Source organism: Luteimonas gilva, from assembly GCF_005239095.1.
GTDB classification, from domain to species: domain Bacteria; phylum Pseudomonadota; class Gammaproteobacteria; order Xanthomonadales; family Xanthomonadaceae; genus Luteimonas_C; species Luteimonas_C gilva.
In genome coordinates, this window is record NZ_SZUA01000003.1 from 589,434 (window position 1) to 614,094 (window position 24,661).

At 64.0% G+C, this 24,661-nt stretch carries 20 protein-coding genes; 10 read left to right on the forward strand and 10 right to left on the reverse strand.

What is annotated here, in order from left to right:
• Genes FCE95_RS16475 through FCE95_RS16495 form a run of 5 tightly spaced genes read left to right on the forward strand, consistent with a single transcriptional unit; the run spans window position 1 to window position 5,758 of the window.
• Window positions 1-921: a GDP-mannose 4,6-dehydratase gene (locus tag FCE95_RS16475; RefSeq protein ID WP_137268119.1), complete on the forward strand. Its 921-nt coding sequence runs from the start codon at window positions 1-3 to the stop codon at window positions 919-921.
• Window positions 918-1,889, forward strand: a complete 972-nt coding sequence (gmd, locus tag FCE95_RS16480; RefSeq protein ID WP_137268120.1) for a GDP-mannose 4,6-dehydratase — start codon at window positions 918-920, stop codon at window positions 1,887-1,889. The genes FCE95_RS16475 and gmd overlap by 4 nt, the downstream gene beginning before the upstream one ends.
• A gap of 4 nt (window positions 1,890-1,893) precedes the next feature.
• The gene (locus tag FCE95_RS16485) at window positions 1,894-2,916 is read left to right on the forward strand and encodes a glycosyltransferase family 4 protein (RefSeq protein ID WP_137268121.1); all 1,023 of its coding nucleotides are present in this window, start codon (window positions 1,894-1,896) and stop codon (window positions 2,914-2,916) included.
• Between the two features lie 46 nt (window positions 2,917-2,962).
• A complete protein-coding gene (locus FCE95_RS16490; protein ID WP_137268122.1) occupies window positions 2,963-4,975 on the forward strand; it encodes a glycosyltransferase in 2,013 nt (670 codons plus the stop codon).
• Window positions 4,976-5,011: 36 nt separating this feature from the next.
• Window positions 5,012-5,758: a class I SAM-dependent methyltransferase gene (locus tag FCE95_RS16495; RefSeq protein WP_137268123.1), complete on the forward strand. Its 747-nt coding sequence runs from the start codon at window positions 5,012-5,014 to the stop codon at window positions 5,756-5,758.
• Between the two features lie 3 nt (window positions 5,759-5,761).
• On the opposite strand, the gene FCE95_RS16500 is transcribed toward FCE95_RS16495, so the two are convergent.
• The 7 genes from FCE95_RS16500 to FCE95_RS16530 form a co-directional block, all read right to left on the reverse strand.
• The gene (locus FCE95_RS16500; RefSeq protein ID WP_137268124.1) at window positions 5,762-7,759 is read right to left on the reverse strand and encodes a hypothetical protein; all 1,998 of its coding nucleotides are present in this window, start codon (window positions 7,757-7,759) and stop codon (window positions 5,762-5,764) included.
• Window positions 7,760-7,823: 64 nt separating this feature from the next.
• Window positions 7,824-10,199 carry a hypothetical protein gene (locus FCE95_RS16505; RefSeq protein ID WP_137268125.1) on the reverse strand — a complete coding sequence of 792 codons (2,376 nt, stop codon included), beginning with the start codon at window positions 10,197-10,199 and terminating at the stop codon, window positions 7,824-7,826.
• A 57-nt stretch (window positions 10,200-10,256) separates the two neighbouring features.
• Window positions 10,257-10,883: a class I SAM-dependent methyltransferase gene (locus tag FCE95_RS16510; RefSeq protein WP_137268126.1), complete on the reverse strand. Its 627-nt coding sequence runs from the start codon at window positions 10,881-10,883 to the stop codon at window positions 10,257-10,259.
• A gap of 39 nt (window positions 10,884-10,922) precedes the next feature.
• Window positions 10,923-11,381 (reverse strand): GtrA family protein, encoded by a 459-nt coding sequence (locus tag FCE95_RS16515; RefSeq protein WP_137268127.1) that lies wholly within the window; start codon window positions 11,379-11,381, stop codon window positions 10,923-10,925.
• Window positions 11,378-12,340, reverse strand: coding sequence for a glycosyltransferase family 2 protein (locus FCE95_RS16520; RefSeq protein ID WP_137268128.1), 963 nt, complete (start codon window positions 12,338-12,340; stop codon window positions 11,378-11,380). Before FCE95_RS16520 ends, FCE95_RS16515 begins: the two co-directional genes overlap by 4 nt.
• 73 nt (window positions 12,341-12,413) lie before the next feature.
• Window positions 12,414-13,097 (reverse strand): NAD-dependent epimerase/dehydratase family protein, encoded by a 684-nt coding sequence (locus FCE95_RS16525; protein ID WP_137268129.1) that lies wholly within the window; start codon window positions 13,095-13,097, stop codon window positions 12,414-12,416.
• A gap of 52 nt (window positions 13,098-13,149) precedes the next feature.
• Window positions 13,150-13,851, reverse strand: coding sequence for a class I SAM-dependent methyltransferase (locus FCE95_RS16530; RefSeq protein WP_137268130.1), 702 nt, complete (start codon window positions 13,849-13,851; stop codon window positions 13,150-13,152).
• A gap of 234 nt (window positions 13,852-14,085) precedes the next feature.
• On the opposite strand from FCE95_RS16530, the gene FCE95_RS16535 reads away from it, so the two are divergent.
• Window positions 14,086-16,482 carry a reprolysin-like metallopeptidase gene (locus FCE95_RS16535; RefSeq protein ID WP_137268131.1) on the forward strand — a complete coding sequence of 799 codons (2,397 nt, stop codon included), beginning with the start codon at window positions 14,086-14,088 and terminating at the stop codon, window positions 16,480-16,482.
• Window positions 16,483-16,488: 6 nt separating this feature from the next.
• Here FCE95_RS16535 and FCE95_RS16540 read toward each other — a convergent pair whose 3' ends face one another.
• A complete protein-coding gene (locus FCE95_RS16540; RefSeq protein ID WP_137268132.1) occupies window positions 16,489-17,430 on the reverse strand; it encodes an electron transfer flavoprotein subunit alpha/FixB family protein in 942 nt (313 codons plus the stop codon).
• On the reverse strand, window positions 17,430-18,176 hold the full coding sequence (locus FCE95_RS16545; protein ID WP_137268133.1) for an electron transfer flavoprotein subunit beta/FixA family protein: 747 nt from the start codon (window positions 18,174-18,176) through the stop codon (window positions 17,430-17,432). The genes FCE95_RS16540 and FCE95_RS16545 overlap by 1 nt, the downstream gene beginning before the upstream one ends.
• A gap of 217 nt (window positions 18,177-18,393) precedes the next feature.
• On the opposite strand from FCE95_RS16545, the gene cysD reads away from it, so the two are divergent.
• From cysD to FCE95_RS16560, 3 genes are all read left to right on the forward strand, one after another.
• Window positions 18,394-19,302, forward strand: a complete 909-nt coding sequence (gene cysD / locus FCE95_RS16550) for a sulfate adenylyltransferase subunit CysD (RefSeq protein ID WP_137268134.1) — start codon at window positions 18,394-18,396, stop codon at window positions 19,300-19,302.
• Window positions 19,302-21,191, forward strand: a complete 1,890-nt coding sequence (gene cysN, locus FCE95_RS16555) for a sulfate adenylyltransferase subunit CysN (RefSeq protein WP_137268135.1) — start codon at window positions 19,302-19,304, stop codon at window positions 21,189-21,191. The genes cysD and cysN overlap by 1 nt, the downstream gene beginning before the upstream one ends.
• Window positions 21,192-21,299: 108 nt before the next feature.
• Window positions 21,300-22,712 (forward strand): mannose-1-phosphate guanylyltransferase/mannose-6-phosphate isomerase, encoded by a 1,413-nt coding sequence (locus FCE95_RS16560; RefSeq protein WP_137268136.1) that lies wholly within the window; start codon window positions 21,300-21,302, stop codon window positions 22,710-22,712.
• A gap of 170 nt (window positions 22,713-22,882) precedes the next feature.
• Here the strand turns inward: FCE95_RS16560 and FCE95_RS16565 are convergent, their stop codons facing one another.
• The gene (locus tag FCE95_RS16565) at window positions 22,883-23,815 is read right to left on the reverse strand and encodes an ATP-grasp domain-containing protein (protein ID WP_137268137.1); all 933 of its coding nucleotides are present in this window, start codon (window positions 23,813-23,815) and stop codon (window positions 22,883-22,885) included.
• Window positions 23,816-23,929: 114 nt separating this feature from the next.
• Here FCE95_RS16565 and FCE95_RS16570 point away from each other — a divergent pair, with 114 nt between their 5' ends.
• On the forward strand, window positions 23,930-24,655 hold the full coding sequence (locus FCE95_RS16570; RefSeq protein ID WP_137268138.1) for a CoA transferase subunit A: 726 nt from the start codon (window positions 23,930-23,932) through the stop codon (window positions 24,653-24,655).
• Window positions 24,656-24,661 lie beyond the last annotated feature (6 nt).

Genomic DNA, 24,661 nt, shown 5'->3' on the forward strand with positions numbered 1-24,661 from the left:
ATGCACCGCAAGGTCGGACGATTGCTCGTGACCGGGGCGAGCGGATTCGTCGGTCGGCACGTCCGTATGGCGGTCGAGTCCGGCTTGTTCGGCGAGGCCCAATTCCACGGGACGCCGGAAGGGCTGGACATGCGCGATGCGCAGGCGCTTCGCGATCTGATCGATCGCGTCGGGCCGGAATCGGTATTGCATCTCGCGGCGCAGAGTTTCGTCCCGCAATCGTTCGCCGATCCGCGCGAAACCTTCGAGATCAACCTAATCGGTACGCTGAATTTGCTTCAGGCGCTCGACCAGACCGGTTTTTCCGGACGGATGATCTACGTCAGTTCCGGGGACGTGTATGGGCTGGTGCCGGAGTCTCAATTGCCTGTGAACGAGGGCCGGATCCCGGAACCTCGCAATCCCTATGCGGCCAGCAAAGTCGCGGCCGAACAGCTGTGCCTGCAATGGCGACGGACGACGGGCTTGGACATCGTCATCGCCCGGCCGTTCAACCATGTGGGACCCGGCCAGGACGATAGATTCGTGCTGCCGGCCCTAGCGCGCCAGATCGCGGCAATAGAGAAGGGAGAGCGAGGTCCCATCGTCGAAGCGGGCGATCTCGATACGACCCGGGATTTCACGGACGTACGCGATATCGTCGCAGCTTACGCGGCGATGTTCGCCGCAGGCGCGGCGGGGGCCACCTACGTAATCGGGTCGGGGGTCGAACGCCGCGTGCGGGACATACTGCGTGCGATGTGCGAGATCGCCGGCATCAACCCCGAAGTGCGCCAAGACCCCGCCAAGCTCCGCCCGGTCGAGCAGCGGCGGATGGTCGCCGACCCTGCGCTCCTGAGCGCCGACACGGGCTGGCGGCCCCGCATCGCTTTCGAAACCACTCTCAACGACATCCTTACGTACGCAAGGAACCACCCATGAGCAACAAAAGCGCTTTGATCACGGGCATTACCGGCCAGGACGGCGCCTATCTTTCCAAACTGCTTCTCGAGAAAGGGTATGCGGTGAACGGTCTGCTTGCGCGCCGCAGCAGCGATACGCTCTGGCGGTTGCGCGAACTGGGGATCGAAAACGATGTGCGGCTCGTGGACGGAGATCTCACCGACCTGGCGTCGCTCATCCACGCCATGGAGGCGTCCGCGCCATCCGAGCTCTACAACTTGGGTGCGCAGAGTTTCGTCGGCAGCTCTTGGCGGCAGCCTTTGGTCACCGCACAGGTGGACGGCGTCGGTGCGCTCAACGTGCTCGAAGCGGTTCGCATCGTCAATCCGAAATGCCGGTTCTACCAGGCTTCCACGAGCGAGATGTTCGGGCTGATACAGGCGGAGAAGCAAAACGAGAAGACGCCGTTTTATCCGCGCAGCCCTTACGGAGTCGCGAAAGTGATGGCGCACTGGTCGACGGTGAACTATCGGGAAAGCTTCGGGCTCCACGCTTCGAGCGGCATACTTTTCAACCACGAATCGCCGCTGCGCGGGATCGAGTTCGTGACCAGGAAGGTCAGCCACGGCGTGGCCCGGATCAAGCTGGGTCTGCAAAGCGAGCTTCGCCTGGGCAATATCGACGCCAAGCGCGATTGGGGATATGCAGGAGATTACGTGCAGGCGATGTGGCTGATGCTTCAGCAACCGGAGGCGGACGACTATGTGGTCGCCACCGGCAAGACCACGACGGTGCGCGACATGTGCCAAATCGCATTCGATCATGTCGGCCTGAGAGCCGAGGACCATGTCGTCGTAGACCCGAGCCTGTTCAGGCCTGCGGAAGTGGACGTGCTGCTTGGCGACGCCTCCAAGGCGCGGGATAGGTTGGGATGGTCGCCGCAAACCTCCTTGAAGGAGCTGATAGGGATGATGGTGGACGCCGATCTGCGCAGGCTGGGGGGCTGAGCGGGTGCGGATCGCGGTGATAACGACCGGCATTGCGGGCGACCAATCCGGCGGCGCGGAACGCTTCTTCTCCGCGTTGGTCAAGGCTTTCGGGGATATCGGGCACGATGCGGAGGAAATCCGCTTGCGGGCCGATGAACCCGACTTCGAACAGATCAAGCGCAATTATTTGGCGTGTTACGACCTTGACGTTTCCAGCTACGACATGGTCGTTTCGACCAAGGCTCCGACCTGGATGGTGAGGCATCCGAACCATGTCTGCTATCTGGTCCACACCATCCGTGTTTTCTACGACATGTTCGACTGGTCGTTCCCGGCGCCGAACGAAGAACAGAGGGCGCAACGCGACCTGATCCACCGCCTCGACACCGGCGGCATGTCTCCTCCGCGTTGCAAAGCCGTATTCTCGATCGGCGAGGAGGTTTCGCGGCGCTTGCGCGAAAGCAACGGGCTGGATGCGGAGGTCCTGCATCCGCCGTTATGGAACAATCATTTCCGCGAAGGTCGGTCCGGAGACTATTTGTTCCTTCCCGGCCGTCTGCATCCTTGGAAGCGCGTCGACCTGGCGATCAGAGCGATGCGCCATGTTTCGGCGGACGTGCGGCTGAAGATAGCGGGAGTAGGGGAGGCGGACGAAGAGCTGCGAGCGCTGGCGGCACGAGACGAGCGGATCGAATTCCTCGGGCGCGTGACGGATGCCGCGCTTCTCGACCTCTATGCCAATGCGTTGGCGGTCCCGTTCACGCCGATGCGGGAAGACTACGGTTACGTCACTTTGGAAGCCTTCGCCAGCGGGAAGCCGGTGATTACCTGTTCGGATTCGGGAGAGGCGGCCGCGATCGTCCGCAACGGCGAGAACGGCTTCGTTTGCGAAGCCGACGCGCAGGCCATCGGCAGGGCGATCGACGCGCTGGCCGCCGACCGCGAACTGGCCGTGCGCATGGGCCTGTGCGGCAAGGCCTGGGTCAATGGGCTTTCGTGGGAACGCGTAGCGCGCAGGTTGATTGAGGCGGCGATTGACGGTTGAGGGCGCGCATACAGGGAACCGCGCCCTGACGACAAAAAGGGAAAGGATGAGCAAAGTCACCATTATCGATATGCAGCCGATAACGCCCGCCGTCGGGGGAGGGCGCCAGAGGTTGTTGGGCCTATACCATGCCTTGGGCCCGGATATGCACGCTACTTACGTCGGCACCTACGATTGGCGCGGCGAAGCGCCGCGCGACCAGATGCTCACGCCGAATCTGCGCGAAGTGTTGGTTCCCTTGTCCGAAGCCCATCACGCAAGCGCGGAAGCCTTGGCGGACCGGATGGAGGGCAGGGTGATGATCGATATCGCCTTCGCCGACCAGGTGCATCTGTCGCCCGCTTTCCTGGACGTCGCGCGCCGACACATCGAAGAAGCCGACATCGTGGTCTTTTCGCATCCATGGGCGTATCCCGCCTTGCGCGAAGCGGTCGACAGACGCCAATTGCTGGTCTACGACTCGCACAACGTGGAATCGGTGCTTAGGTTGTCCTTGCACGAAGACCTGCCGCAGGCGGCGCAACTCCTGCGCCGCGCCGTCGAATGCGAGCTGCAGCTATGCCGCGACGCCGATCTGATCGTGGCTTGCTCTCACGAAGACCGAGAAACCTTCGCGCGGATCTATGAGGTGCCGTGGTCTAAGCTGCGGATCGCGGTAAACGGCATCTTCAGCTTCGCGGTCGGCGCGACCGGCCCCGACGAGAAGCGACGCGCCAGGGAGGAACTGGGGCTGGGCGACAGGCCCGTCGTGGTTTTCCTCGGTTCCGACTACGGCCCCAACAACGCTGCGGCCGCATACATCGCCGACGAGCTGGCGGCGGCGGTGCCTCGCGCCGACTATGCGCTCATCGGGAGCTGCTGCCAGGCCTTGGACGGCCGTTCGCGCAGCAATGTGCGTTTGCTGGGCGTGCTGGGAGAAGAAGACAAGCGGCGATGGATGCGAGCCGCGGATGTCGCGGTGAACCCATTGGACGCAGGCTCCGGAACGAGCATCAAGATGTTCGACTTCATGAGCGCCAGCTTGCCGGTCGTCACTACGCCGATCGGAGCTCGCGGCATCGTTTCGCCTGGAGAGCCGCCCTTCGTCGCGTGCGCCATGGCGGATATTCCGCGTACGCTGAACGGACTGCTGGACGATGCGGGGCGGCGCGCGTCGATCGGCGAAAAAGCGCGGAAGGTCGTCGAGGATTTCTATTCCTGGGAACGCATTTCGCCCGACCTAGGCCGTTTGCTGCAGAAGTTCCTTTCCCAGCGCCAACGCGAGAAGCCGCGCTTTTCGGTGGTCGTGCCGACTTATGAACGCCACCATCTGCTCGACGCGCTCGCGGCTTGCCTGGAGGCGCAGGAAGAGAAGGACTTCGAGGTCATCGTCGTCGACCAGTCGCGCGAGCGATGGCCGGGAGCGGACGCGGCTTATGGGTTCGATCTCCATTACGTGAAAAGCGAGGTCAAGGGGGCCGTGCATGCGCGTAATACGGGTGGGCGATTGGCGACCGGCGCCTGTATCGCCTATACCGATGACGACTGCGAACCAACCCCGCAGTGGCTGGCTAATGCCGGCAAATGGCTTGCCGATCCCACCGTTGTCGGCGTGGAAGGGCTCGTCCGATCGGAGCATGTCGGCGACCCGGAGTGGCGAGCAGTGACCAACGTGGGATTTGAGGGGGTTGGTTTCATGACGGCCAACTTGTTCGTCAAGAACGATGTCTTCCAGCGCTTGGATGGATTTGACTTGTCCTTCGACAATCCGCATTTCAGGGAAGACACCGATTTCGGCTGGCGCATGCAAACGGAAGGGGGTGTTCCGTATGCGGCCGACGTGGAGGTCTTTCACCCCGCGCACCGGCGCGACATCGAAAGGGAGTCGCAGGCCGAGCGCAACCGATTCTTCGAAAAGGACGCATTGCTCCTGAGCAAGCATCCGGAGCGGTACCGGCAGCTTTTCCTGGCCGAAGCCCATTTCCTGAATACCGCCGGATTCTGGGATCATTTGGCGCGTGGCGCCGAGAAATACCGCGTCAGTCTGCCGGCCTGGCTCGACGAATACAAAGCATCTTGATGGCCGACAAGGCCGCATACCTACAGGAGACAGTTCGTGCATAAACAGGCTTTGAGTAACTATGTCGAAGGCGAACAGCATCGTCTCGTGGAGGGTTGGCTCGGCGATGGCGCGATTTCGCTGATCTTGGCCGCGGACAGGAGGCAGAAGGCCGCAGGGGTCCGCGGGCCCGTGCTGGAGATCGGAGTGCACCACGGGCGATTGTTCCTGCTTTTCGCGATGCTGGCGCGCTCGGACGAGAAGGCTTTGGCGCTGGACCTGTTCGAGGATCAGCACTTGAACATCGATTGGTCGGGTCGCGGCGATCGCGCGGCGCTATGGAAGAACATCGACACTTATCTGGGCGACCGCGAACGGGTGATCGCCATTCGCGCCAATAGTCTCGATCTCGGACCGAACAGTCTCGACGAGCATCTGTCCGGGCAGAAGGTGAGGTTGCTCTCGGTGGACGGCGGTCACACGCGAGAGCATGTGCTCAACGACTTGGCGCTTGCGAGCGCCTGGCTACATGCCGATGGCATCGTCTTCGTCGACGATTTCTACAATGCCGATTGGCCCGGCGTGAATGAAGGCGTAGTGCGTTACTTGACCGATCCCGCGCATGGCCTTGCGCCGCTATGCTACGGAGACAACAAATTGCTGATGTGCAAGCGCGAAGGATGGCAGAGCGCCAATGCTTGGCTCACCACCGAATTCCTCCCGACTTGCGCGGCGTACAAGAAGGTCGCGTTCTGCGACTACGAGACGTATCACGTCACGCCGCCGGCGCCCTCTACCGTCTGAAACCTACGGCGCCGGATCGATAGGCTCCGGCGCCGCGCGTCCGGCATCGGCCGACGCGGCCGTGCGTTCGCAAAGCCAGGCGACGGTTTCCTGAACCAGGCAGATCCGGTAAGTGCGAATGCGCGGATCCGATGCGACGGGCAGCGCCAGCCTCATTCGACCGGAGGCGCCCGGAGGCAAGGGATGCGGGAAATCGGCGCGCCCGAGATCGTGGGCCACCAGGCGTCCGCTAATGTCCAGTCCTTGGAATCCGAGACGCAGCGGCCGAATGCCCGCGCTCGCCAACGATAGATGCCCGGCATTCTTGGCCCACAGCCGATCTGTGCAGGGCGTCGCCGAAAAACAGGCATCGACGGTGGTCTTCGACAACAGGACTCGCAATCCATCCGCCGGCAGGGGGCGGTCGTATTCGTGACCGAAGGCCATCGCTTCCCGCACGATATTGCGGTCGTAGATCCAAGCCTGAAAGGGGCCTATGTCGGCCCTTTCCACGGGAGCGCCCAGTTCTTCCTGAATCGCCTGCCCCATGCCGGAGGCCAGTTCATCGCGCGTGAGCACGACTGCCTGCCGGCGCGTGCTCGAGCCTATTTCAATGCGCGGAGCATGGTGGGGGAAAGGGGAGATCTGAGTATCGAAGGCGGCCGGGTAGACGACGAGCCGTCCTTCGGACAGAACCGTCGTCACATGCGATTGCCAGTAGCTACCCAGAGCGACGCCGACGCTGCGGGCCGATAGGCCTTCGATAAGCGCCCGGCGTTCCGCCAAGGTGACGCCATTACGCGGCATCGCGATCGGGTTCGATGCGCGCCACGCGAGCGCGAAGGCCAATCCGCTCGCGCCGAGGGCTAGCAATAAGCCGCGCGCGAAGGCCGGGCGAGAGCCTGCAGCGTCGGCGATCACGACGGCGGTCAAGCATAGCGATCCGTAGATCGCGAACGTCGCATATCGGATCTCGGTGGCGTCGTTAAATAACCCCGCCATGACTACCAACGCGAAGAAGCTGCAAGCGTAGGCCGCCAATAGGATGCAAGCGAACGCGTGCATTCCGCGGCCGTAGCGCGACGGGCTGGCCGCGACCCGGATGGGCGCCAAAATCAACAGGACAGAAAGCGACCACAGGAGGCATTGCAGAAAGCGCATGGCCCGCCCGAGCGAACCCCAATCGCCGGCGATCCGGAAATAGCCGAACCATGCTCCGGGCAATCTCAGGAGATGTTCGGCCAAGGCGCCCGGTGCCGCGAGCTGCAGCCGCGCGGCAGCGTCGATGTTGAGCATGGACGGTTGCAGCATCCATCGATAGACGATCGTACCGATGGCCGCGCCGATGGCGATGGCGACGATCGTCCTGCCGAACAAGGAGCGAACGCGTTCGCGCCAAGGGCCATGGCTGTGGAGGTATCGTGATGCGGCCCATCCTGCGAAAATCGGCACCAGGATGGTGATCCACGCGCGTCTCGGGTTGGAAGCGCAGGCGATGCCCGCCAAAACGGCCGCCGTCGCCAGAATCTGGCTCGGACGCATGCGCGCCGCCCCGTCGCAGCGAGCTGCCAACACGAACAATACCAGCGCGAGTGCGGTGAGGCCGGCATAGGTGCCTTGTCCGATCACGAACTCGAAGTTCAGATACGACAGGCCGCCGGCCGCGCATGCTGCAGCCGCCAGCGCAGCGTCGCTTCTGTTGCGGTCGAGCGAGCGGCAGGTCCAAACGCATACCGTCAGCAGCAGCAGGTAGACGATCCAGTCCGCCAGGGCATTGGCTTGGTAGCCGGCGCCCATCCACGGGTAGAACAGCAGCGTGAGCGCCTGCGGGCCTGCGAACATCAGATCGCCGTTGGCGTATACCCAGGCTGCGGGAATCGGTCGGCCCTCTTGCCAGGCGAGTTGTGCAAGAACCGACTTGATCGCGCCGTCGCTGTGAAAAACGGCTTGGTACGGGCCGAACAATATCCAGCCCACGGTTGCGGCGGTGCACAGCAATAAAAGGCACAGTACGGCGTTCAAGGAACGCGCGCGCGCAGGACGGCTCGGCGGATCATCCATGCTCGGGCTGCGCTCGGCCGGCATGCTATTGCGGCGGCGCCAAAACCGCCGTTCGATCGCAAAGCCAAGCCACGTTTTCCTGCAGGAGGCACAAACGCACGCGGCTTATCGGTTTATTCGGAGAGCGAGGCACCGAAATCAGGATACTGGCTCGCGCGCCGGGCGCGAGAGGCCGCGGGAAATCGGCGCGACCCAAATCCCATTCGACGACGCGTCCCGCCGCATCCAGGCCCTGTATGCCGACACGCATCGGCAACGAACCGGCCGTAACGAGAGCGGTATTCCCTTGATTTTGAACCGTCATCCGGTGCAAGCAGGAAGCCTGGCCCGAGCCTGCGCAAGCGGGCAAAGACGCGCTTTCCAAGCCTATCGACGCCTGCGCCGGATCCACCGCGGCATCGATGCGCGCAGAGAGAGAAGGAGCCTGGGTGCGATCGCATAACCAAGCGATGTTCTCTTGCAGCAGGCATACCCGGTACGAAGCGACTTCGGCCTGACGCGAGGCCGGCAACGGCACTCTGACTCGTTCTGTGGCGCCGACCGGCAAGGGGTGGGGAAAATCGGCCCGACCGAGGTCTTGAACCACTAAATTGTCGTTAGCGTCCAAGCCCTGCAAGCCGAGCCGCAAGGGACGCGATCCGGCGGTCGCCAACGGCAGCTGGCCGGTATTGGTGACCTCTAACCAGGTTTCGCATGCTTCTTGCGCGCGACAAGGCGGAAGCGTGGCTTGCGAGAGACGGACGCGCAAACGGTCCGGCCGTACCTGGGCGTCATGTTCGTATCCGAACCCTAAAACGGCGGCGACGATATTCCGGTCGTAGATCCAGACCTGATAGTTGCCCAGATCGAGTTTGCGTCGCGGCGCGCCGAGCTGGTATTCGACGGCGCCCCACGCAGCTGCGGTGCTTTCGTTGCGGGTGAGCACAACGGCCTGCTTGGCGCCGCCGCGGCCCGCGACCGCCGCCCTCGGCATGTGATGAGGAAAGGCTGACAGTTGATTGCCTATGCCGACCGGATAGGCGACGACGCGGCCTTCCGACAAAACGGTGGTGACGTGCGAGTGCCAGTAGGTGGTAAGGATCGCCCCCACCCCGGAACGTTCCAGCGCGTCGATCAAGGCTTCGCGATCGGCGTAGACGACGTCGTGATCGCGATAGTCGGAGGGATGGGCGGCGCGCCAAACGAGGCAGGTCGATAGCGCGCCGACGGCGAGTGCGAAAGACGCCCAGCGTGCCGGTGCGATCCGATTCGCCCAGCGAGCGACAAGCGCGGCCAGTACGCAAAGCGAACCGAAGATCGCGAATGTGGCGTAGCGGATTTCGATGGCTGCGGTGAACAACTCCGAAGCCGCCATCAAGGCTCCGAGGCTGGTGCCGTATGCGGCCAAGACGATCCAAGCGAAAACGAGCAATCCCCGGCCGTGCCGGCGCGGCGTCAGGACGACCCAAACCGGCGCGGCGATGGCCAGAACCGCGAGCAGCCACGCGAAGTACTGCACGATGCGCGCAGCGGGCGTCAACGAATCCCATGGGCCCGCCACCCAGAAGTATTCGAACCACGCGGACGGCAATTTGCGCACATGTTCGGCCAATACCGGCAGATCGGCCAGGCCTAGCCGTGCGGCGGCGTCGAAATTGACGATGGATGGGCGAAGCAACCACTGGTAAGCGGCGCTGCCGAGCAGAGCCCCGGCGACCGAGCTGTAGATCGTAGGGCTGTGCAAGCGGCGCAGGCGCGTTTCCCAAGACGGCGCGGGCCCCAGAAGGCTTGCTGCGATCCAGCCGAATACGATCGGAAGCACGATCGTGACCCAGCCCCTGATCGGATTGGACGAACAAACCGCCGCGGCCAGCGCCGCGGCGCAGAATACGCCGAAACGGCCGATCGGTCTGCCGTCGGCTTCCGAGGCGGGCAGCGAAAACAAGAGCAAGGCGAAAGCGGCGAACAAGCCATAGATGCCTTGGCCGATCACGAATTCGAAGCTGGAAGCCGAGACGCCTCCGGCGATGAGCGTGCAACCGAGAACCGCGGCCAAGCGGAGCGGCCTTTCCAATACGCGGCAGCAGAAAAACGCCGAAGCGACGATGCACAGATACACGAGCAGATCCGCCGCCGCATTCGAGCCGTAGCCGATTCCTGTGAACGGGTGCAGCAGGATCGAGAAGAACTGCGGGCCGACGAACATGAGATCGCCGTTCGCATATACCCATTCGGTTGGCACGAATCGGCCTTCTGCCCACGCCATCTGCGCGAGCACGGACTTGATCGCCCCGTCGCTGTGGAAGACGAACCGGTAGTTGCCGAACAGCGTCAGCGACACGACGGCGACGGTGCATGCCAGCAGCAGCCAGTAGACCCAGATGCCGGTGGCCGCGGATCGTCTTTGTGCGGGGGTGCCCATATCAGTCCGTGGCCAGTTGAGCGTTCGGCGAAGCTTCCGGACGGCGTCGCCCTGCAGTTACTTGACGCATTCCATGATCAGGTGCGTATAGGGCACTCGCAACAGGTCGTGATGGATCGTGATCTTCTTTTCGCGGTATCCGTCCGGGACGAGTTCCAGGTATTCCTCGGCCCGGCGGACATGCTGGCCGCGGTCGCGCCTGATCAATTCCCGCGCGATGAAGGACTGGCCCTCGACGAAGGCGTTGTCGATCGTGACCAGACGACCGCCGGGGGTCAGGCGGTCGCGAAGGCTGCCGATCAGGGTGCGTGCCGTATCGTCGCCGATGTGGTGCAGGACGCCGAATGCTATGGCCAGGTCGCACGGCGGGATCTCGTCGGGCCCGAGCGTGTTCAAATCCGCGCAGCGGAAGTGATAGTCCCCGCGTCCGTCGAAACGCGACTTCGCCGCCTCGATGTAATCGGGCGAAAGATCGAAACCGTAGTAATGGACGCTCTTGGGCAAGAAGTTGAGCAGTTCCGCGGTGCCGCAACCCACGTCGACGATCGTGTCGCCGTCGCGGGCCCGAATATGCTCCTGGCAGATGCGGCGGCGCGCCGACGATCCACCGAGTATGGATTGGAATGTGTCGTAGACGATCGGTGCGGAGAGTACCCGCCTTATGCCCGTGGTGACCTGATCCATTGATTCGACCTCGTAGGTAGTGCGGTTGGGCGCTCGGCTTCAGCCGGCGCGGACGATCCATCTGGAAAGGAGGAAGGTCAGCGGCAGCGTGATGCCCACCGCGAACGCAAGCGCGAGCGCTTCGGGTATGCCGATCAGCTCGACGCCCGCCCTCAGCAGCACCAGGCAAAGCACGAACTGGAGCAAATAAACGAATGGAAACCGGAATGCGGAACGTTTGCGCATGGGTTCCTGGAATACGAATACGGCGCTCACCACGTAAGCCAGGCCGATCCCCGCCAGGAAAGCGATCACATAAGCCGCTTCGTAGCGCAGCCATAGCAGGAGCAAGAGATAGAGCCCGTAACTGAACACCGCGCATACCGCGCGCAGGACCACGAAGCGGACGAATTCGACCGCAATGATCCGCTGTCCGCCCGAAAGTCCGAGGCGGCCGTGCTTCGTGCGGTCGGCCGGCTTGCTTTCTGCTGTGCGTCTCGTCGAAAAGCCGCCGCTCATGCGGACACCGGCGCCGGTACGGACGTCCGGTTGACCACGACGTAGACGGGCTTCCTGTAAGCGGCGCCCATCAGCCGGCCGACGTATTCGCCCAGCACGCCCAAAATCACAAGTTGGATGCCGCAGGCGAAGAGCACGACCGACATCAATGAAGCGTATCCGGGGCTAGTGATGCTGCCCGTCAGCTTCCCGTACAGGATCCAGATCAGCCACAGGAAGCTCAGCGCCGCCAAGCCTCCGCCGCAATAGCTCGCCAAGCGCAGCGGCAGATGCGAGAAGGTGACGAAGATGTTCACCGCGTGCGACAGCAATTTCCGCAACGTGTACGCGCTGCGGCCATGCTGGCGTTCTCCGTGCGCGACCTGCACCGTTTTCACTCCGGAAGTGATCCAGGAGAGCATGCCGTCGATGTACGGCCTGCTGAGCCCGAACGACGCCAGTTCCCTGGCGACCGAAGAACGGATGGCGCGGAACGATGTGTAGTCTTCGTTGAGATCCGGGAACGCGCGCTTCAACGTCCACCGCATCAGTTCGGAGGTGATGTTCCGGTAACGCGCGTGGGTGCGCTGCCCGAATACGCCGTAGACCAGAGGATGGTCCGCGTCGCCCGCGGCAAGCAGTTCCGGAATGGCTTCCGGCGGGTGTTCCAGATCGTCGTCCATGGTGACGACCCAATGCCCCCGCGCTTCCGCGATTCCGCACATGGTGGCGGCGTGCTGGCCGAAATTACGGCCCAGGCGCAAGCCGGCGACTTCGGGATGCTGCGCGGCCAGACCGGCGATTATCGGCCATGCTTCCTTTTGCCCGCGATCGTCCACCAGGATGACTTCGTGCGAGAGTCCGGCCGACTGCATGGTTCGCTTCAGACGCAGACATAGTTCGGGAAGCGCGGCGCTGCCGCCATAGACGGGCACGACCACGGAAACGTCGATGTCGGGAGATGGGCCGGTGGGCGTCATGCAGTTCAGCGCTGGGGGGCCGGCCAATTATAGCCGGGCCGGTCGTCGGCCCATGATCGGCCGCGGCGCGACCTCAGGGGGCGTAGTACTTGCGCAAGATGCGCTCCGCATAGCCGGGCCCCATGTCGATTCCGAGGTCCGCGGCCGCGGCGCAGGCTTCGTCGGCGTCTATCCGCAGCGGAGCCCCCCGGTCCTCAACCACGTAATGCGCCTTGCGTCCCAGGATACGCTCCATGAGCCCCACGATCTCGATCACGGTCAGGGACTGCGGTGCGGCTACCGAGATCGGCTTGGGCGCGATGCGGTGTCCGCGAATCAACCGGCCGCCGATCGCCGCGATATCGTCGACGTCGATCAGGTTGCGCTGAGCCTTCGACCAGACCGTGAACGATTGCCCGGAAAGGATCCGGTCGCGCATGAAATTGATCAGCGTATGGGGATTGCTGGTGCTTCCCACCACCTGCGGCAGCCGCAGCACGAGGCCGTGGCCGGAATCGAGCACCCTGGCTTCCATTTCCTGTTTGTGCTGCATGTACGGACTCGGATCCTGTTCGGCCGTTGCCACGCCGCAGCTCCCGAAATAGACCAGCAAGCGGCGTTGGTCGAGCGCGCGGTCGAGCAAGGCTCGCTCCCGCGCGAATTCCGAGGCGCGTGATTCCGAGGAATTGGAGACGCCGGAGGCGAATACGACGATATCGGGATCGGTCGAGAACTCCAGCGCGAAGCTGCGCGCGAGCAACCCGTTTCCGATGATCATTCCGTTATTCCTCTAAGGCCGGTCCGGCGCCTGCGATCGCCGTTTCCCCGCGCTAAGCGCGCGCGCATGCGACGTACTGGGCGCCCAGCGGCAGGCGGGAGAGGTACTTTTCGGTCGGGCGGAGCAATGCGAGGAACTTCGGGAAAAAGACGATGTAGTCGACCCTAGGCTCGCTGAAACCTGCTTCGGACAACAGCGAAAGCGACTCTTTCCTCGGAAGCAGGATCGCATCGTCGTCGAAGGGACAATCGCGGACGACCTTCTGCGTCATGGGGTTGAGCGGATTGTGTTCGAAAATGAACATCCTGCCCCCAGGTTTGAGCACCCTGTGGAGCTCGCGCGTCCAGTGCGCTCTTTCTGCGGGCGGGATGTGGTGATAGACGCAAGCGGCCATCGCCACGTCCATGGAGCTATCCGGCAAAGGGAGCTGTTCGCCTATCACTCCGAACGAGGCTTGCGGGTTTCCCGTACGTGCCATCTCGATGCTTTCGCTCGACACGTCCAGGCCATGCACTCGCGCGTCGGGAAAAGCCTTGGCCAAATGCGGAATCGAGTTGCCGATGCCGCAGCCGAAGTCGAGGATGTCTTGCGGTTCGACCGGCCCGGGTCCCTTGCGCAATTCATCGGCGAGATAGGCGATCTTGTAGGCGGCGAAATAATCGGGCTCTTCGCCGCTGGCGCGGATGCTGTCCTTGTGCAGGTCGCGATAGCTTCGCGCGTAACGGTCAAACTGCGGCTCCACAGGCGTGTTCACTCTTTCATCCTCGACCCGGAGACAAGCATCGCCGGCGACCTACGTGCAGAAAGTGTGGGCACCGCATTGGGGAGCGTCAAGTTCGCCGGTTGCGCCTTGCCGCGCCGTGCCCGTCCTAACCGGCGGCCACGCCTACTGCGTACGGAGTGCGGGGCTGTGCACGCTTCGTGAATTTCTGCTGAATAGGCGTGTGACCGGCGTCACGATGTGAGGGTGCCCTTGCTAAAGGCGGGCATGAACTCTGCCCTAGTCTGGACGTATCCTACCCTCGTCGATGAGGCGGACCCGATCATGCGCGCACATTCGCTGGCAGCAATATTGTTGATTCTGACGGGTTGCACATCCGATTGGGATTCGACCAGAGCCACAAGCATAGCGGCCAGCGGCCGGCCGAATGCGGCGGAGCGAGCATCCGCGCTCGGCGCATCTTCTGCGGGCATGGCGGCGCCGCGTGCTTTCGCATCCTTGCCGGATCGCGGAAGCCTCATCGCTTACGAACAAGGGCGCAAGCCTCGCAGCAGCGGCGCTTATAAGGCGTATCCGGTGCTGTTGAGCGAAGAGCATGCATTGAAGGCGGCTCACGCCGGCGGCCAATTGAGCATTCCCTCTCCCGATGGCGGGACGATCAGGCTCGCTTATGAGCGTCATGTCGAACATCCCGACGGGAACTGGACCTGGATCGGCCGGAATGCGGACGGCACGAGCGCCGTGCTCACGTTCGGCGAGAAGGCGGTGTTCGGTTCGGTATCGATACCCGGCGACGAGCCGCTTCGCCTGACCACTTCGATGGGCGGAGCATGGTTGGTGGCGGGCGATCGTAACCGGCTCCCCAAACGCGATCCTGGCGTGCGTCGAGGCGGAGAGAGCGATTATTTCGTTCCTCCGAAGATGGCGGCGTCCAATGCGCTGAGCGCTTCTCTGGCGCCGCCGGTCCGGCATCTAACCGCCGCCGCGGCTCCTGTCTCCGCCGCAGCAGCTGCCGCAGCGGCGACGACGATCGACGTGGCGATCGGCTACACGAACGGATACGCCGCCGCCTTGGGCGGCACGTCGCAAGCCATTACCCGGCTGAACAATCTCATCGAAGTCACCAACCAGGCGTACGCGAACAGCGGGATCAACGCGCAGGTCAAGCTTGTGACGACCGTTGCGGTGAATTTCCAGGACGATACCGACAACGGGAATGCGCTGGAGAAACTGAGCGGGTACACCAATAACGGTCCTACCACGCCCGATCCTGCGTTCGCAGGCTTGCGCGCGGCCAGGGAAGCGTACGGCGCGGATTTGGTCGCGCTCGTGCGCGATTTCAGGACGCCGCAGAACAACGGCTGCGGCATCGCATGGCTGATCGGCAGTGGCGGCGAACCCGTAACTCAAGAAGACGCGCCGTTCGGCTACTCGGTCGTCAGCGACGGCTCGGATGTCGACGAAGGCGACGGCAGCACGTACTTCTGCAGAGACGAATCGCTAGCCCATGAGATGGGCCACAACATGGGCCAGGCGCATAACCGCGAAGACAGTACGAGTGCCGGCGCGCATCCGTATTCCTACGGTTATCGCGAGTCGACCACAAATGGTTTCTATACCGTCATGGCCTACCGCCTGGGCAACAGCAGCCAAACGGCGATACGTTATTTCGCCAATCCGTCCATCCAGTTCAGCGGGCGCCCAACCGGCGTCGCCGGTTCGGCCGACAACGCATTGAGCATGAATCAAACCATGCCGATCATCGCGGCATTTCGCGCCAGCGTCGGTCCGGTCTCGAAGGCGAGCAAGGACGTGGACGGCGACGGCAAAAGCGACGTCCTTTGGTACCAGCCGACCTCGCGGATCCTGGCGTATTGGATCATGAACGGCGCTAGCGTCGGCCGTTCTTATGGTCAAAATCTTCCCGCCGGCTATACGTTGATCGCCAACGGCGACTACGACGCGGACGGCCATGCCGATGTCGTCATCAAAGGCCAGAACGGCGAGATGACTCTATGGCGAGGCGACGGCAACGCCTTTTCCGCGAGCACGATCAGCTCGGGTTATCCGAATAGTTGGAACATATTGGGCAGCCCCGACGTGGACGGGGATGGAAAAAGCGACCTTCTGTGGTACCAAGCCACTTCGCGCACATTGGCGTACTGGATCATGAATGCAAGCAATGTGGTGCGTTCGTCCGGTCAACCTTTGCCCGCTGGATACGCCGTGGTGGCGAACGGCGATTATTACGGGGACGGTCGCGCCGACGTGCTGCTGCAGGGGCCGTACGGCGATTTACACATGTGGAACGGCAACGGCTCCAATTTCGGCGGACCGCACGTTTCGGACTATCCGGCCAGCTGGCTGATCATCGGCAGTCCTGATGTGGATGGCGACGGCAAGAGCGATGTGCTGTGGTATCAACCCAGTTCGCGCACGCTCGCTTACTGGATCATGAGCGGCGCCAACGTGGTGCGGGCCTATGGTCAGCCGCTTCCCTCGGGCTATACCGTTGTGGCCATCGGCGATTACTACGGCGATGGTCGCGCCGACGTGTTGTTGAGAGGGCCGTACGGCGATCTGCATATGTGGAACGGCAATGGGAGCACCTTCGGCGGACCGCACGTTTCCGATTATCCGGTCAGCTGGGAAGCGCTCCCCTAGTCACGCCTAGAGCGCCGTTTGAAGCTCTGGCAGCAGTTTGAACAGATCGCCGACTAGGCCGATATCCGCGATCTCGAAAATCGGCGCATCCGCATCCTTGTTGATCGCGACGATGGTGCCGGCGTCCTTGATGCCGGTCAGGTGCTGGATCGCGCCGCTGATGCCGATGGCGACGTACAGCTCGGGCGCGATGATCTTGCCGGTCTGGCCGACCTGCAGTTCGTTGGGCACGTAGCCGGCGTCGACTGCGGCGCGGGAGGCGCCGACCGCGGCGCCGAGCTTGTCGGCGAAGTCGTAGATGATCTTGAAGTTCTCCGCCGAACCGACGCCGCGGCCGCCGGAGACGACGCGCTTGGCGCTCTGCAGGTCGGGGCGGTCGGATTTGCCGGCCGCCAGGCCGACGTAGCGGGTGTGCGTGGGCAGGGCCGCATCGATGGACGCGGCTTCGACCGCGGCGCTGCCGCCTTGCGCGGCTTCCGGCCACGATGCGGTGCGTACGGTGGCGACGACGGCGTGGTCGGCCGGCGCTTCGACCGTGACGATCGCATTGCCCGCATAGATCGGGCGCTTGAAGGTATGGCTGGCTTCCACCGCCATCACGTCGGACACCTGGGCCACGCCGAGCAGCGCGGCGACGCAAGGCATCAGATCCTTGCCGAAGGTGGTGCTGGGGCCGAACACGTGGCTGTAGCCCTGTTTGGCCAGCGCGGCGACTTGCGGCGCCAGTACCTGCGCGATCGCATTGGCATTGGCCGCGTTCGCGACCGTCAGCACCTTGGCCACGCCGGCGATCTGCGCGGCTTGCGCGGCGACGGCGCCCGGATCGGCGGCCAGCACGACGATGTCGATGGTTTCCGGCTTCAGCGCCTGCGCGGCGGACACGCATTTGGCGGTGGCGGCGTTGAGCTTGCCGTCCAGATGTTCGGCGACGATGAGTACTTTGCTCATTACAGCAACCCCTTCTGCTTCAGTGCGGCGACCAGCTCGGCCGCGTCCTTCACCATCACGCCCTTGCTGCGCTTGGCCGGCGCGGCGTAATGCGTGGTCTTGAGCGTGTCGCCGGCGTCGACGCCGAGGTCGGCGAACGGGATCGTCTCCAGCGGCTTGCTCTTGGCCTTCATGATGTCCGGCAACTTGATGAAGCGCGGTTCGTTCAAGCGCAAGTCGGTGGTGACGACGGCCGGCAAGTCGACTTCGAGCGTTTCCAGCCCTGCGTCGACTTCGCGCACCACGGTCGCCTTGCCGTCGGCCACGTCCAACTTGGAAGCGAAAGTGGCCTGCGGCCGGCCCCACAGCGTGGCCAGCATCTGGCCGGTCTGGTTGGCGTCGTCGTCGATCGCCTGCTTGCCCAGGATCACCAGGTCCGGTTGTTCCTTCTCAATCAGCTTGAGCAGGGTACGGGCGGCGGTCAGCGGTTGGATCGGCTGGTCGGCGACCACGTGGATGGCGCGGTTGGCGCCCATGGCCAGGCCGTTGCGCAGATGGGCCTGGGCGTCGGCCGGGGCGATGGTGGCGACCACGACTTCGGTCGCGATGCTCTTGTCGCGCAGCCGTAGGGCTTCTTCCAAGGCGATTTCGTCGAAGGGGTTGGCGGACAGCTTGACGCCGTCGGTGACCACGCCGGAGCCGTCCGGCTTGACCTGGATGCGGACGTTGAAGTCCACCACGCGCTTGTAGCCGACGAGGATCTTCATCGGGGAGGGTTCCTTGTGGGGGCGGCGGGCCCGGCCGCGCCAAGTAGCGATGCCGAGCCTGAAGGCAGAACCGGGATTTTAGCGGTTCGGCTGCCGGCGGGCGACCCGAGCGGCATAAGCTCATGACGAGCCGTCCGCCGCTCGGCGCGCCGGGAAGGGCCTGGCCGCCGATGGGCGGGGCTAAGATGCCGGATCGTTCCGCAGACCCGACCGCCCGGTGACTTCGACTCCGCTTTCCCACCTCGACCGGCTGGAAGCCGAAAGCCTGCATATCCTGCGCGAGGTGGCCGCCGGCTTCCGCAACCCGGTACTGCTGTACTCGGTCGGCAAGGACAGCTCGGTGCTGCTGCATCTGCTGCTAAAGGCTTTCTATCCGGCCCGGCCGCCGATTCCGCTGCTGCATGTGGATACCGGCTGGAAATTCCGCGAGATGATCGCTTTCCGCGACCGACGCGCGGCCGAAACCGGGCTGGAGCTGCGCACCCACACCAATCCCGAAGGCCTGGCCCAGGGCGTGGGGCCGTTCAGCCACGGCGCGACCGTGCATACCGACGTGATGAAGACCCAGGCCTTGAAGCAGGCCTTGGACAAGGGCCGCTTCGACGCCGCGATCGGCGGCGCGCGCCGCGACGAAGAGAAATCGCGGGCCAAGGAGCGCATCTTCTCGTTCCGCAACGCCCAGCACCGCTGGGATCCCAAGCGCCAGCGGCCCGAGCTGTGGAATCTGTACAACACTCGCATCCAACCCGGCGAATCGGTGCGCGTGTTCCCGCTGTCGAATTGGACCGAGCTGGACGTGTGGCTGTACATCTACCGGGAAAAGATCCCGGTGCCGTCGCTGTATTTCGCCGCCGAGCGGCCGGTGGTCGAGCGCGACGGCGCGCTGATCCTGGTCGACGACGAACGCTTGCCCTTGCGCGAAGGCGAGCGTCCCGCGCTGAAGAAAGTGCGCTTCCGCACGCTCGGCTGCTATCCGCTGACCGGCGCCATCGAATCCGAAGCGGACACCTTGGAGAAGATCGTCGCCGAAATGCTCGTCGCCACCACCTCGGAGCGGCAGGGGCGGGTGATCGACCACGACCCGAGCGCCTCGATGGAAAAGAAAAAGCAGGAGGGCTACTTCTGATGGCGCGCACCGAAGATGCGGCCGCCGAAGTCGCGGCCTACCTGCGCAAGCACGAAACCAAGAGCCTGCTGCGCTTCATCACCTGCGGCAGCGTCGACGACGGCAAGAGCACGCTGATCGGCCGACTGCTGCACGACAGCAAGCTGCTGCTCGGCGACCAGCTCGCGGCCTTGCAATCCGACAGCTTGCGCCACGGCACCCAGAACGGCGAGATCGATTTCGCCCTGCTGGTCGACGGCCTGGCGGCGGAGCGCGAGCAGGGCATCACCATCGACGTCGCTTATCGTTTCTTCGGCACCGACAAGCGCGATTTCATCGTCGCCGACTGCCCCGGCCACGAGCAGTACACGCGCAACATGGCCACCGGCGCTTCCACCGCCGATTTGGCGGTGGTGCTGGTCGACGCGCGCAAAGGCCTGCTCACGCAGACGCGGCGGCACAGCTACATCGTCTCGCTGTTCGGCATCCGCCATGTCGTATTGGCGGTGAACAAAATGGATCTGGTCGATTACGACCAGGCCGTATTCGAAGGCATCGTCGCCGGTTATCGCGAGCTCGCGGAGCGGCTCGGAATAACGCAAGTCGACGCCATTCCGCTGTCCGCGCTGAAAGGCGACAACGTGCAGGCGCGTTCCGCGGCGATGCCTTGGCATCGCGGCGCGACTTTGCTCGAAACCCTGGAAAACGCGCAGATATCGCCCGCCGGGCGCGATCTGGGATTGCGTCTGCCGGTGCAATGGGTGGCGAGGCCTAACCAGGATTTCCGCGGTTTCGCCGGCACCGTGGCGGCCGGCGAAGCGGTGCCGGGCGCGCGGGTGATCGTGCTGCCTTCCGGACGCGCGTCGACGATCGAGCGCATCGTCGCCGCCGACGGCGATCTCGCGCGCGCCGGCCGCGGCCGCGCGGTGACGCTGACCCTTGCCGACGAAATCGACGTCAGCCGGGGCGACGTGATCGCCGCCGCCTCCGACGCGCCCGAAGTCGCCGATCAGTTCGCCGCGCACCTGTTGTGGATGGGCGACAGCCCCTTGTTGCCCGGACGTTCGTATTGGTTGAAGTCGGGCGCGCGCACGGTCAGCGCCCAGGTCACAGAGATCAAGCACAAGGTCGACGTCAACACGCAAGAGCGCTTGGCCGCCAAGCATCTGGATTTGAACGAAGTCGCGTATTGCAATCTGTATCTCGACCAGCCGATCCCGTTCGAGGCCTACGCCGACAACCGCGAGCTCGGCGCTTTCGTGCTGATCGACCGGCAGACCGACGCCACCGTCGCCGCCGGCACCATCGACTTCGCTTTGCGCCGCGCCGGCAACATCCACTGGCAGCACGTCGATGTCGACAAGGCCGCACGGTCGCGGATCAAGGGCCAGCATCCTTATTGCTTGTGGTTCACCGGCTTGTCGGGATCGGGCAAATCGACCATCGCGAATCTGGTCGAGAAACGCCTGCTGGCGATGGGCCATCACACCTATCTGCTCGACGGCGACAACGTCCGCCACGGCCTGAACAAGGATCTGGGCTTCACCGACGAGGACCGCGTCGAAAACATCCGCCGCGTCGCCGAAGTGGCGAAGCTGATGGTGGATGCGGGCTTGATCGTGCTGGTCAGCTTCATCTCGCCGTTCCGCGCCGAGCGGCGGATGGCGCGCGGGCTGTTCGGCGAAGGCGAATTCGTCGAAGTTTTCGTCGACACGCCATTGGCCGTGGCCGAACGGCGCGATGTCAAAGGCCTGTACGCCAAGGCGCGCGCCGGCTTGATCAAGAATTTCACCGGCATCGATTCGCCGTACGAGGCGCCCGAGCGCCCGGAGATTTCGTTGGACACCGTGGCCTACGATGCGGAAACGCTGGCCGAACGCCTGGTCGAGAGATTGCTGGCGACGCGTTGACCCGCGCAGGAACGTAGCCTAACTGGGCCTGACCATGCCGTCCGTCCCGGGAAGCGGGCTTGCCCGAAGCGTATAAAATGCGGCGACTTCTCAAGGACGTCCCCCTCCATGCTCCATCCCGTGATCCTCAGCGGCGGCAGCGGTTCGCGCCTGTGGCCGCTCTCGCGCCAGAACCTGCCCAAGCAATTCCTCGCCCTGATCGGTGAGCTGTCGCTTTTCCAGGAGACGGTGCGGCGTGCCGAAGCCCTGCCGGGAGCGCAGCCCCCGGTGACGGTTTGCAGCGAAGAACACCGCTTCATGGTGGGCGAGCAGTTGCAGGCCATCGGCGTCGGCAATGGAGGGATCCTGCTCGAGCCTGTCGCGCGCAACACCGCGCCCGCCATCGCTCTAGCCGCGTTGCATTTGGTCGCGAAGGATCCGCAGGCCACGATGCTGGTGATGCCGGCCGATCACTTGATCGAAAACGAAGCGGCTTTCCGCGACGCGGTCGCTCATGCCGCTTCCCTCGCAACGGAAGGCTGGCTGGTGGCGTTCGGCATCCGCCCCGACTACGCGGAGACCGGCTACGGTTACATCCTGCGTGGCCAGGCATTGAGCGACGATGGATTCCGCATCGAGAAATTCGTCGAGAAACCCGAACTGGCCACCGCGGAACGCTATCTGGCCGAAGGTACGTATGCCTGGAATTCGGGCATGTTCCTGTTCCAAGCGCAGCGATATTTGGACGAGCTGTCCCGGCATGCGCCCGCGATCCTCGCCGCCGCACGCGAGGCCTATGCGCAGGCGCAAACCGACCTGGATTTCGTGCGCGTCGGCAAGGACGCATTCGCCGTCGGTCCGTCCGATTCGATCGATTACGCCGTGATGGAGAAGACCGACCGCGCGGCCGTAGTTCCGGTGAGTTGCGGCTGGAGCGATATCGGTTCCTGGTCGTCGCTATGGGCGGTGGCCGAACGCGACGCCGACGGCAACCGCTACGAAGGCGACGTGATCTCGGTGGATACGCGCGACAGCCTGGTGCGCGCTTCCGAGCGGCGCATGATCGCCACGATCGGGGTCGAGGATCTGGTCATCGTCGACACGCCGGACGCGACGTTGGTGGCGCGCAAGGACCGCGTGCAAGACGTCAAGACCATCGTCGACAAGCTCAAGGCCGCCGGCCGCCAGGAACACTTGTTCCACCGCAAGGTCTATCGTCCTTGGGGCAGCTACGATTCGATCGACATGGGCGAGCGTTTCCAGGTCAAGCGCATCGTGGTCAAGCCCGGCGCCGCGCTCAGCCTGCAGAAGCACCACAAGCGCGCGGAGCACTGGATCGTGGTGTCGGGCGTCGCCGAGGTGACTTGCGACGACAAGGTGTTCGACCTGCACGAGAACGAAAGCACCTACATCCCGCTGGGCAGCGTGCATCGGTTGCGCAATCGCGGCACCGAGCCGGTCGAGCTGATCGAAGTGCAGTCGGGCAGCTATCTGGGCGAGGACGACATCGTCCGGCTCGAGGACGTGTACGGCCGTTCCTGACTTGCTTTGTAGGGCGGCTTGCCCGGCTTCCCTTGTTTTTCGTAGGAGCGGCTTTAGCCGCGAGCTTTCTCCCCCAAATCGCCGCGATGTCGCGATTTTGAAGGAAAGAGCTCGCGGCTAAAGCCGCTCCTACGAAGAGCCGAAACGACAGCAGCGGAGAGAGCTGCGCACTACAAAGCGGAGGCGCGTTTCGCCCGGGACGGCGCCAGCCGCTTGGCGAGCAACGCGACGAACCCCTCCGCGCTGCCCGGCGCATGTTCGAAGAACAGCGAGGGCTCGCACAATTCCAATTCGAGCAGGCGCGGCGAGCCGTCCTGGTCGCGGATCAGGTCGACGCGCGCGTAAGGCAGCGGCGCGTCGAGGCGCAGATGCGCGGCCATCGCCGCCAGTACTTCCGCCGCCAGCTTTTTTTCGTCCTCGCCCGCGGTGCGCGGCGTTATGGATTCCGCCGCGAACAGCGCGTCGGTCGCGCCTTCGTCGGGGCGCAGCAGGGGGCCTTTGCGGATGGCGTGGCTGAAAACGCCGTCGAAAAACAGCAGGGCGGTTTCGCCGTCGCGGTCCACCGAGGGCAGATAAGGCTGCAGCAGCGCGCTGCGGCCCGCGTCGATCAGCCGCGCGACGTGGTTGGCGGCGGCGAATTCCTGGCCCCGCCGATAACGTTGCGTATCCTTGGAGCCGGCGCCCACCGCAGGCTTGACCACGAATTCCGCCGCTTCCGCATGCGACGCCAGGAACGCTTGCAGCGACGGCAGCGGTTCCATGTCCGGCTCGACGAAGCTGCCCGGGATCGTCGCCACGCCGCGCGCGGCCAACTCGGCCAGATAATGCTTGTCGGTGTTCCAGCGCAGCACCGGAAGCGGATTGAGCAGAATCGTCTCGCGGTCCACCCGGGCGCACCAATCCAAGAATTCGGGCAGGCGCTCGGTGTAGTCCCAGGTCGAACGCAGCAGGACGGCGTCGAAGCGCTGCCAGCTCACCGTCGGATCGTCCCAGGCCAACGCTTGCGCCTGCAGCCCGGCGCGGGCGCAGGCATGGAGCAGGGCGGGCATGTCTTCGTCATGACCGGTGGCGGCGACGGCGGTGGCGAGGGCGATTCGGGTCATCGGCCAAGTCTAGCGGCATCGCTTGGCCGCGACTGTGCGCCGTTGTCCGGAAGTCCGATGCCGCGCCGCATCCCGACCGGCTAAAATGCCGCCATCACGCACGGGAGCCGCCTCATGGCCGATGCCGCAAAGACCGGAAGCAAGACCAAGCTCCAAGCGAGCGCCGACGAAGCCCTGCGCGGCCTGGTCGCCGACGGCCAGACCCTGGCGGTGGGCGGCTTTGGCCTGTGCGGCATTCCCGAAGCCTTGATCGCCGCCTTGCGCGACAGCGGCGTCAAGGCCCTCACCGTGATCTCCAATAATGCCGGCGTCGACGGTTTCGGCCTGGGCTTGCTGCTGGAGACGCGGCAGATCAAGAAGATGATTTCCTCCTACGTCGGCGAGAACAAAGAGTTCGAACGCCAATTCCTGTCCGGCGAGCTCGAGTTGGAATTCAATCCGCAAGGCACGTTGGCCGAACGCTTGCGCGCCGGCGGCGCCGGTATTCCGGCATTCTTCACCCGCACCGGCTACGGCACCGTCGTGGCCGAGGGCAAGGAAACGCGCGAGTTCGACGGCCACCATTACGTGATGGAAACCGCGCTGCGCGCCGACGTTTCGCTGGTGAAGGCGTGGAAGGCCGACAAGTCCGGCAACCTGGTGTTCCGCAAGACCGCGCGCAACTTCAATCCGGCCTGCGCCATGGCCGGCAAGATCTGCATCGCCGAAGTCGAGGAAGTGGTGGAAGTGGGCGCGATCGATCCCGACCACGTCCACCTGCCCGGCATCTACGTCGACCGCATCGTCCATAACCCGAATCCGGAAAAGCGGATCGAACAGCGCACCGTCCGCGCCGCCTAACCACGA

Bases quoted from the DNA above. Each gene is read 5' to 3' on its own strand.
- FCE95_RS16515 (WP_137268127.1), bottom strand. From the start codon at position 11,381: ATGAGCGGCGGCTTTTCGACGAGACGCACAGCAGAAAGCAAGCCGGCC.
- FCE95_RS16540 (WP_137268132.1), bottom strand. From the start codon at position 17,430: ATGAGCAAAGTACTCATCGTCGCCGAACATCTGGACGGCAAGCTCAAC.
- FCE95_RS16525 (WP_137268129.1), bottom strand. From the start codon at position 13,097: ATGATCATCGGAAACGGGTTGCTCGCGCGCAGCTTCGCGCTGGAGTTC.
- FCE95_RS16490 (WP_137268122.1), top strand. From the start codon at position 2,963: ATGAGCAAAGTCACCATTATCGATATGCAGCCGATAACGCCCGCCGTC.
- FCE95_RS16535 (WP_137268131.1), top strand. From the start codon at position 14,086: ATGAACTCTGCCCTAGTCTGGACGTATCCTACCCTCGTCGATGAGGCG.
- FCE95_RS16570 (WP_137268138.1), top strand. From the start codon at position 23,930: ATGGCCGATGCCGCAAAGACCGGAAGCAAGACCAAGCTCCAAGCGAGC.
- FCE95_RS16520 (WP_137268128.1), bottom strand. From the start codon at position 12,340: ATGACGCCCACCGGCCCATCTCCCGACATCGACGTTTCCGTGGTCGTG.
- FCE95_RS16565 (WP_137268137.1), bottom strand. From the start codon at position 23,815: ATGACCCGAATCGCCCTCGCCACCGCCGTCGCCGCCACCGGTCATGAC.
- FCE95_RS16560 (WP_137268136.1), top strand. From the start codon at position 21,300: ATGCTCCATCCCGTGATCCTCAGCGGCGGCAGCGGTTCGCGCCTGTGG.
- FCE95_RS16475 (WP_137268119.1), top strand. From the start codon at position 1: ATGCACCGCAAGGTCGGACGATTGCTCGTGACCGGGGCGAGCGGATTC.
- FCE95_RS16545 (WP_137268133.1), bottom strand. From the start codon at position 18,176: ATGAAGATCCTCGTCGGCTACAAGCGCGTGGTGGACTTCAACGTCCGC.
- cysN (WP_137268135.1), top strand. From the start codon at position 19,302: ATGGCGCGCACCGAAGATGCGGCCGCCGAAGTCGCGGCCTACCTGCGC.
- gmd (WP_137268120.1), top strand. From the start codon at position 918: ATGAGCAACAAAAGCGCTTTGATCACGGGCATTACCGGCCAGGACGGC.
- FCE95_RS16505 (WP_137268125.1), bottom strand. From the start codon at position 10,199: ATGGGCACCCCCGCACAAAGACGATCCGCGGCCACCGGCATCTGGGTC.
- FCE95_RS16510 (WP_137268126.1), bottom strand. From the start codon at position 10,883: ATGGATCAGGTCACCACGGGCATAAGGCGGGTACTCTCCGCACCGATC.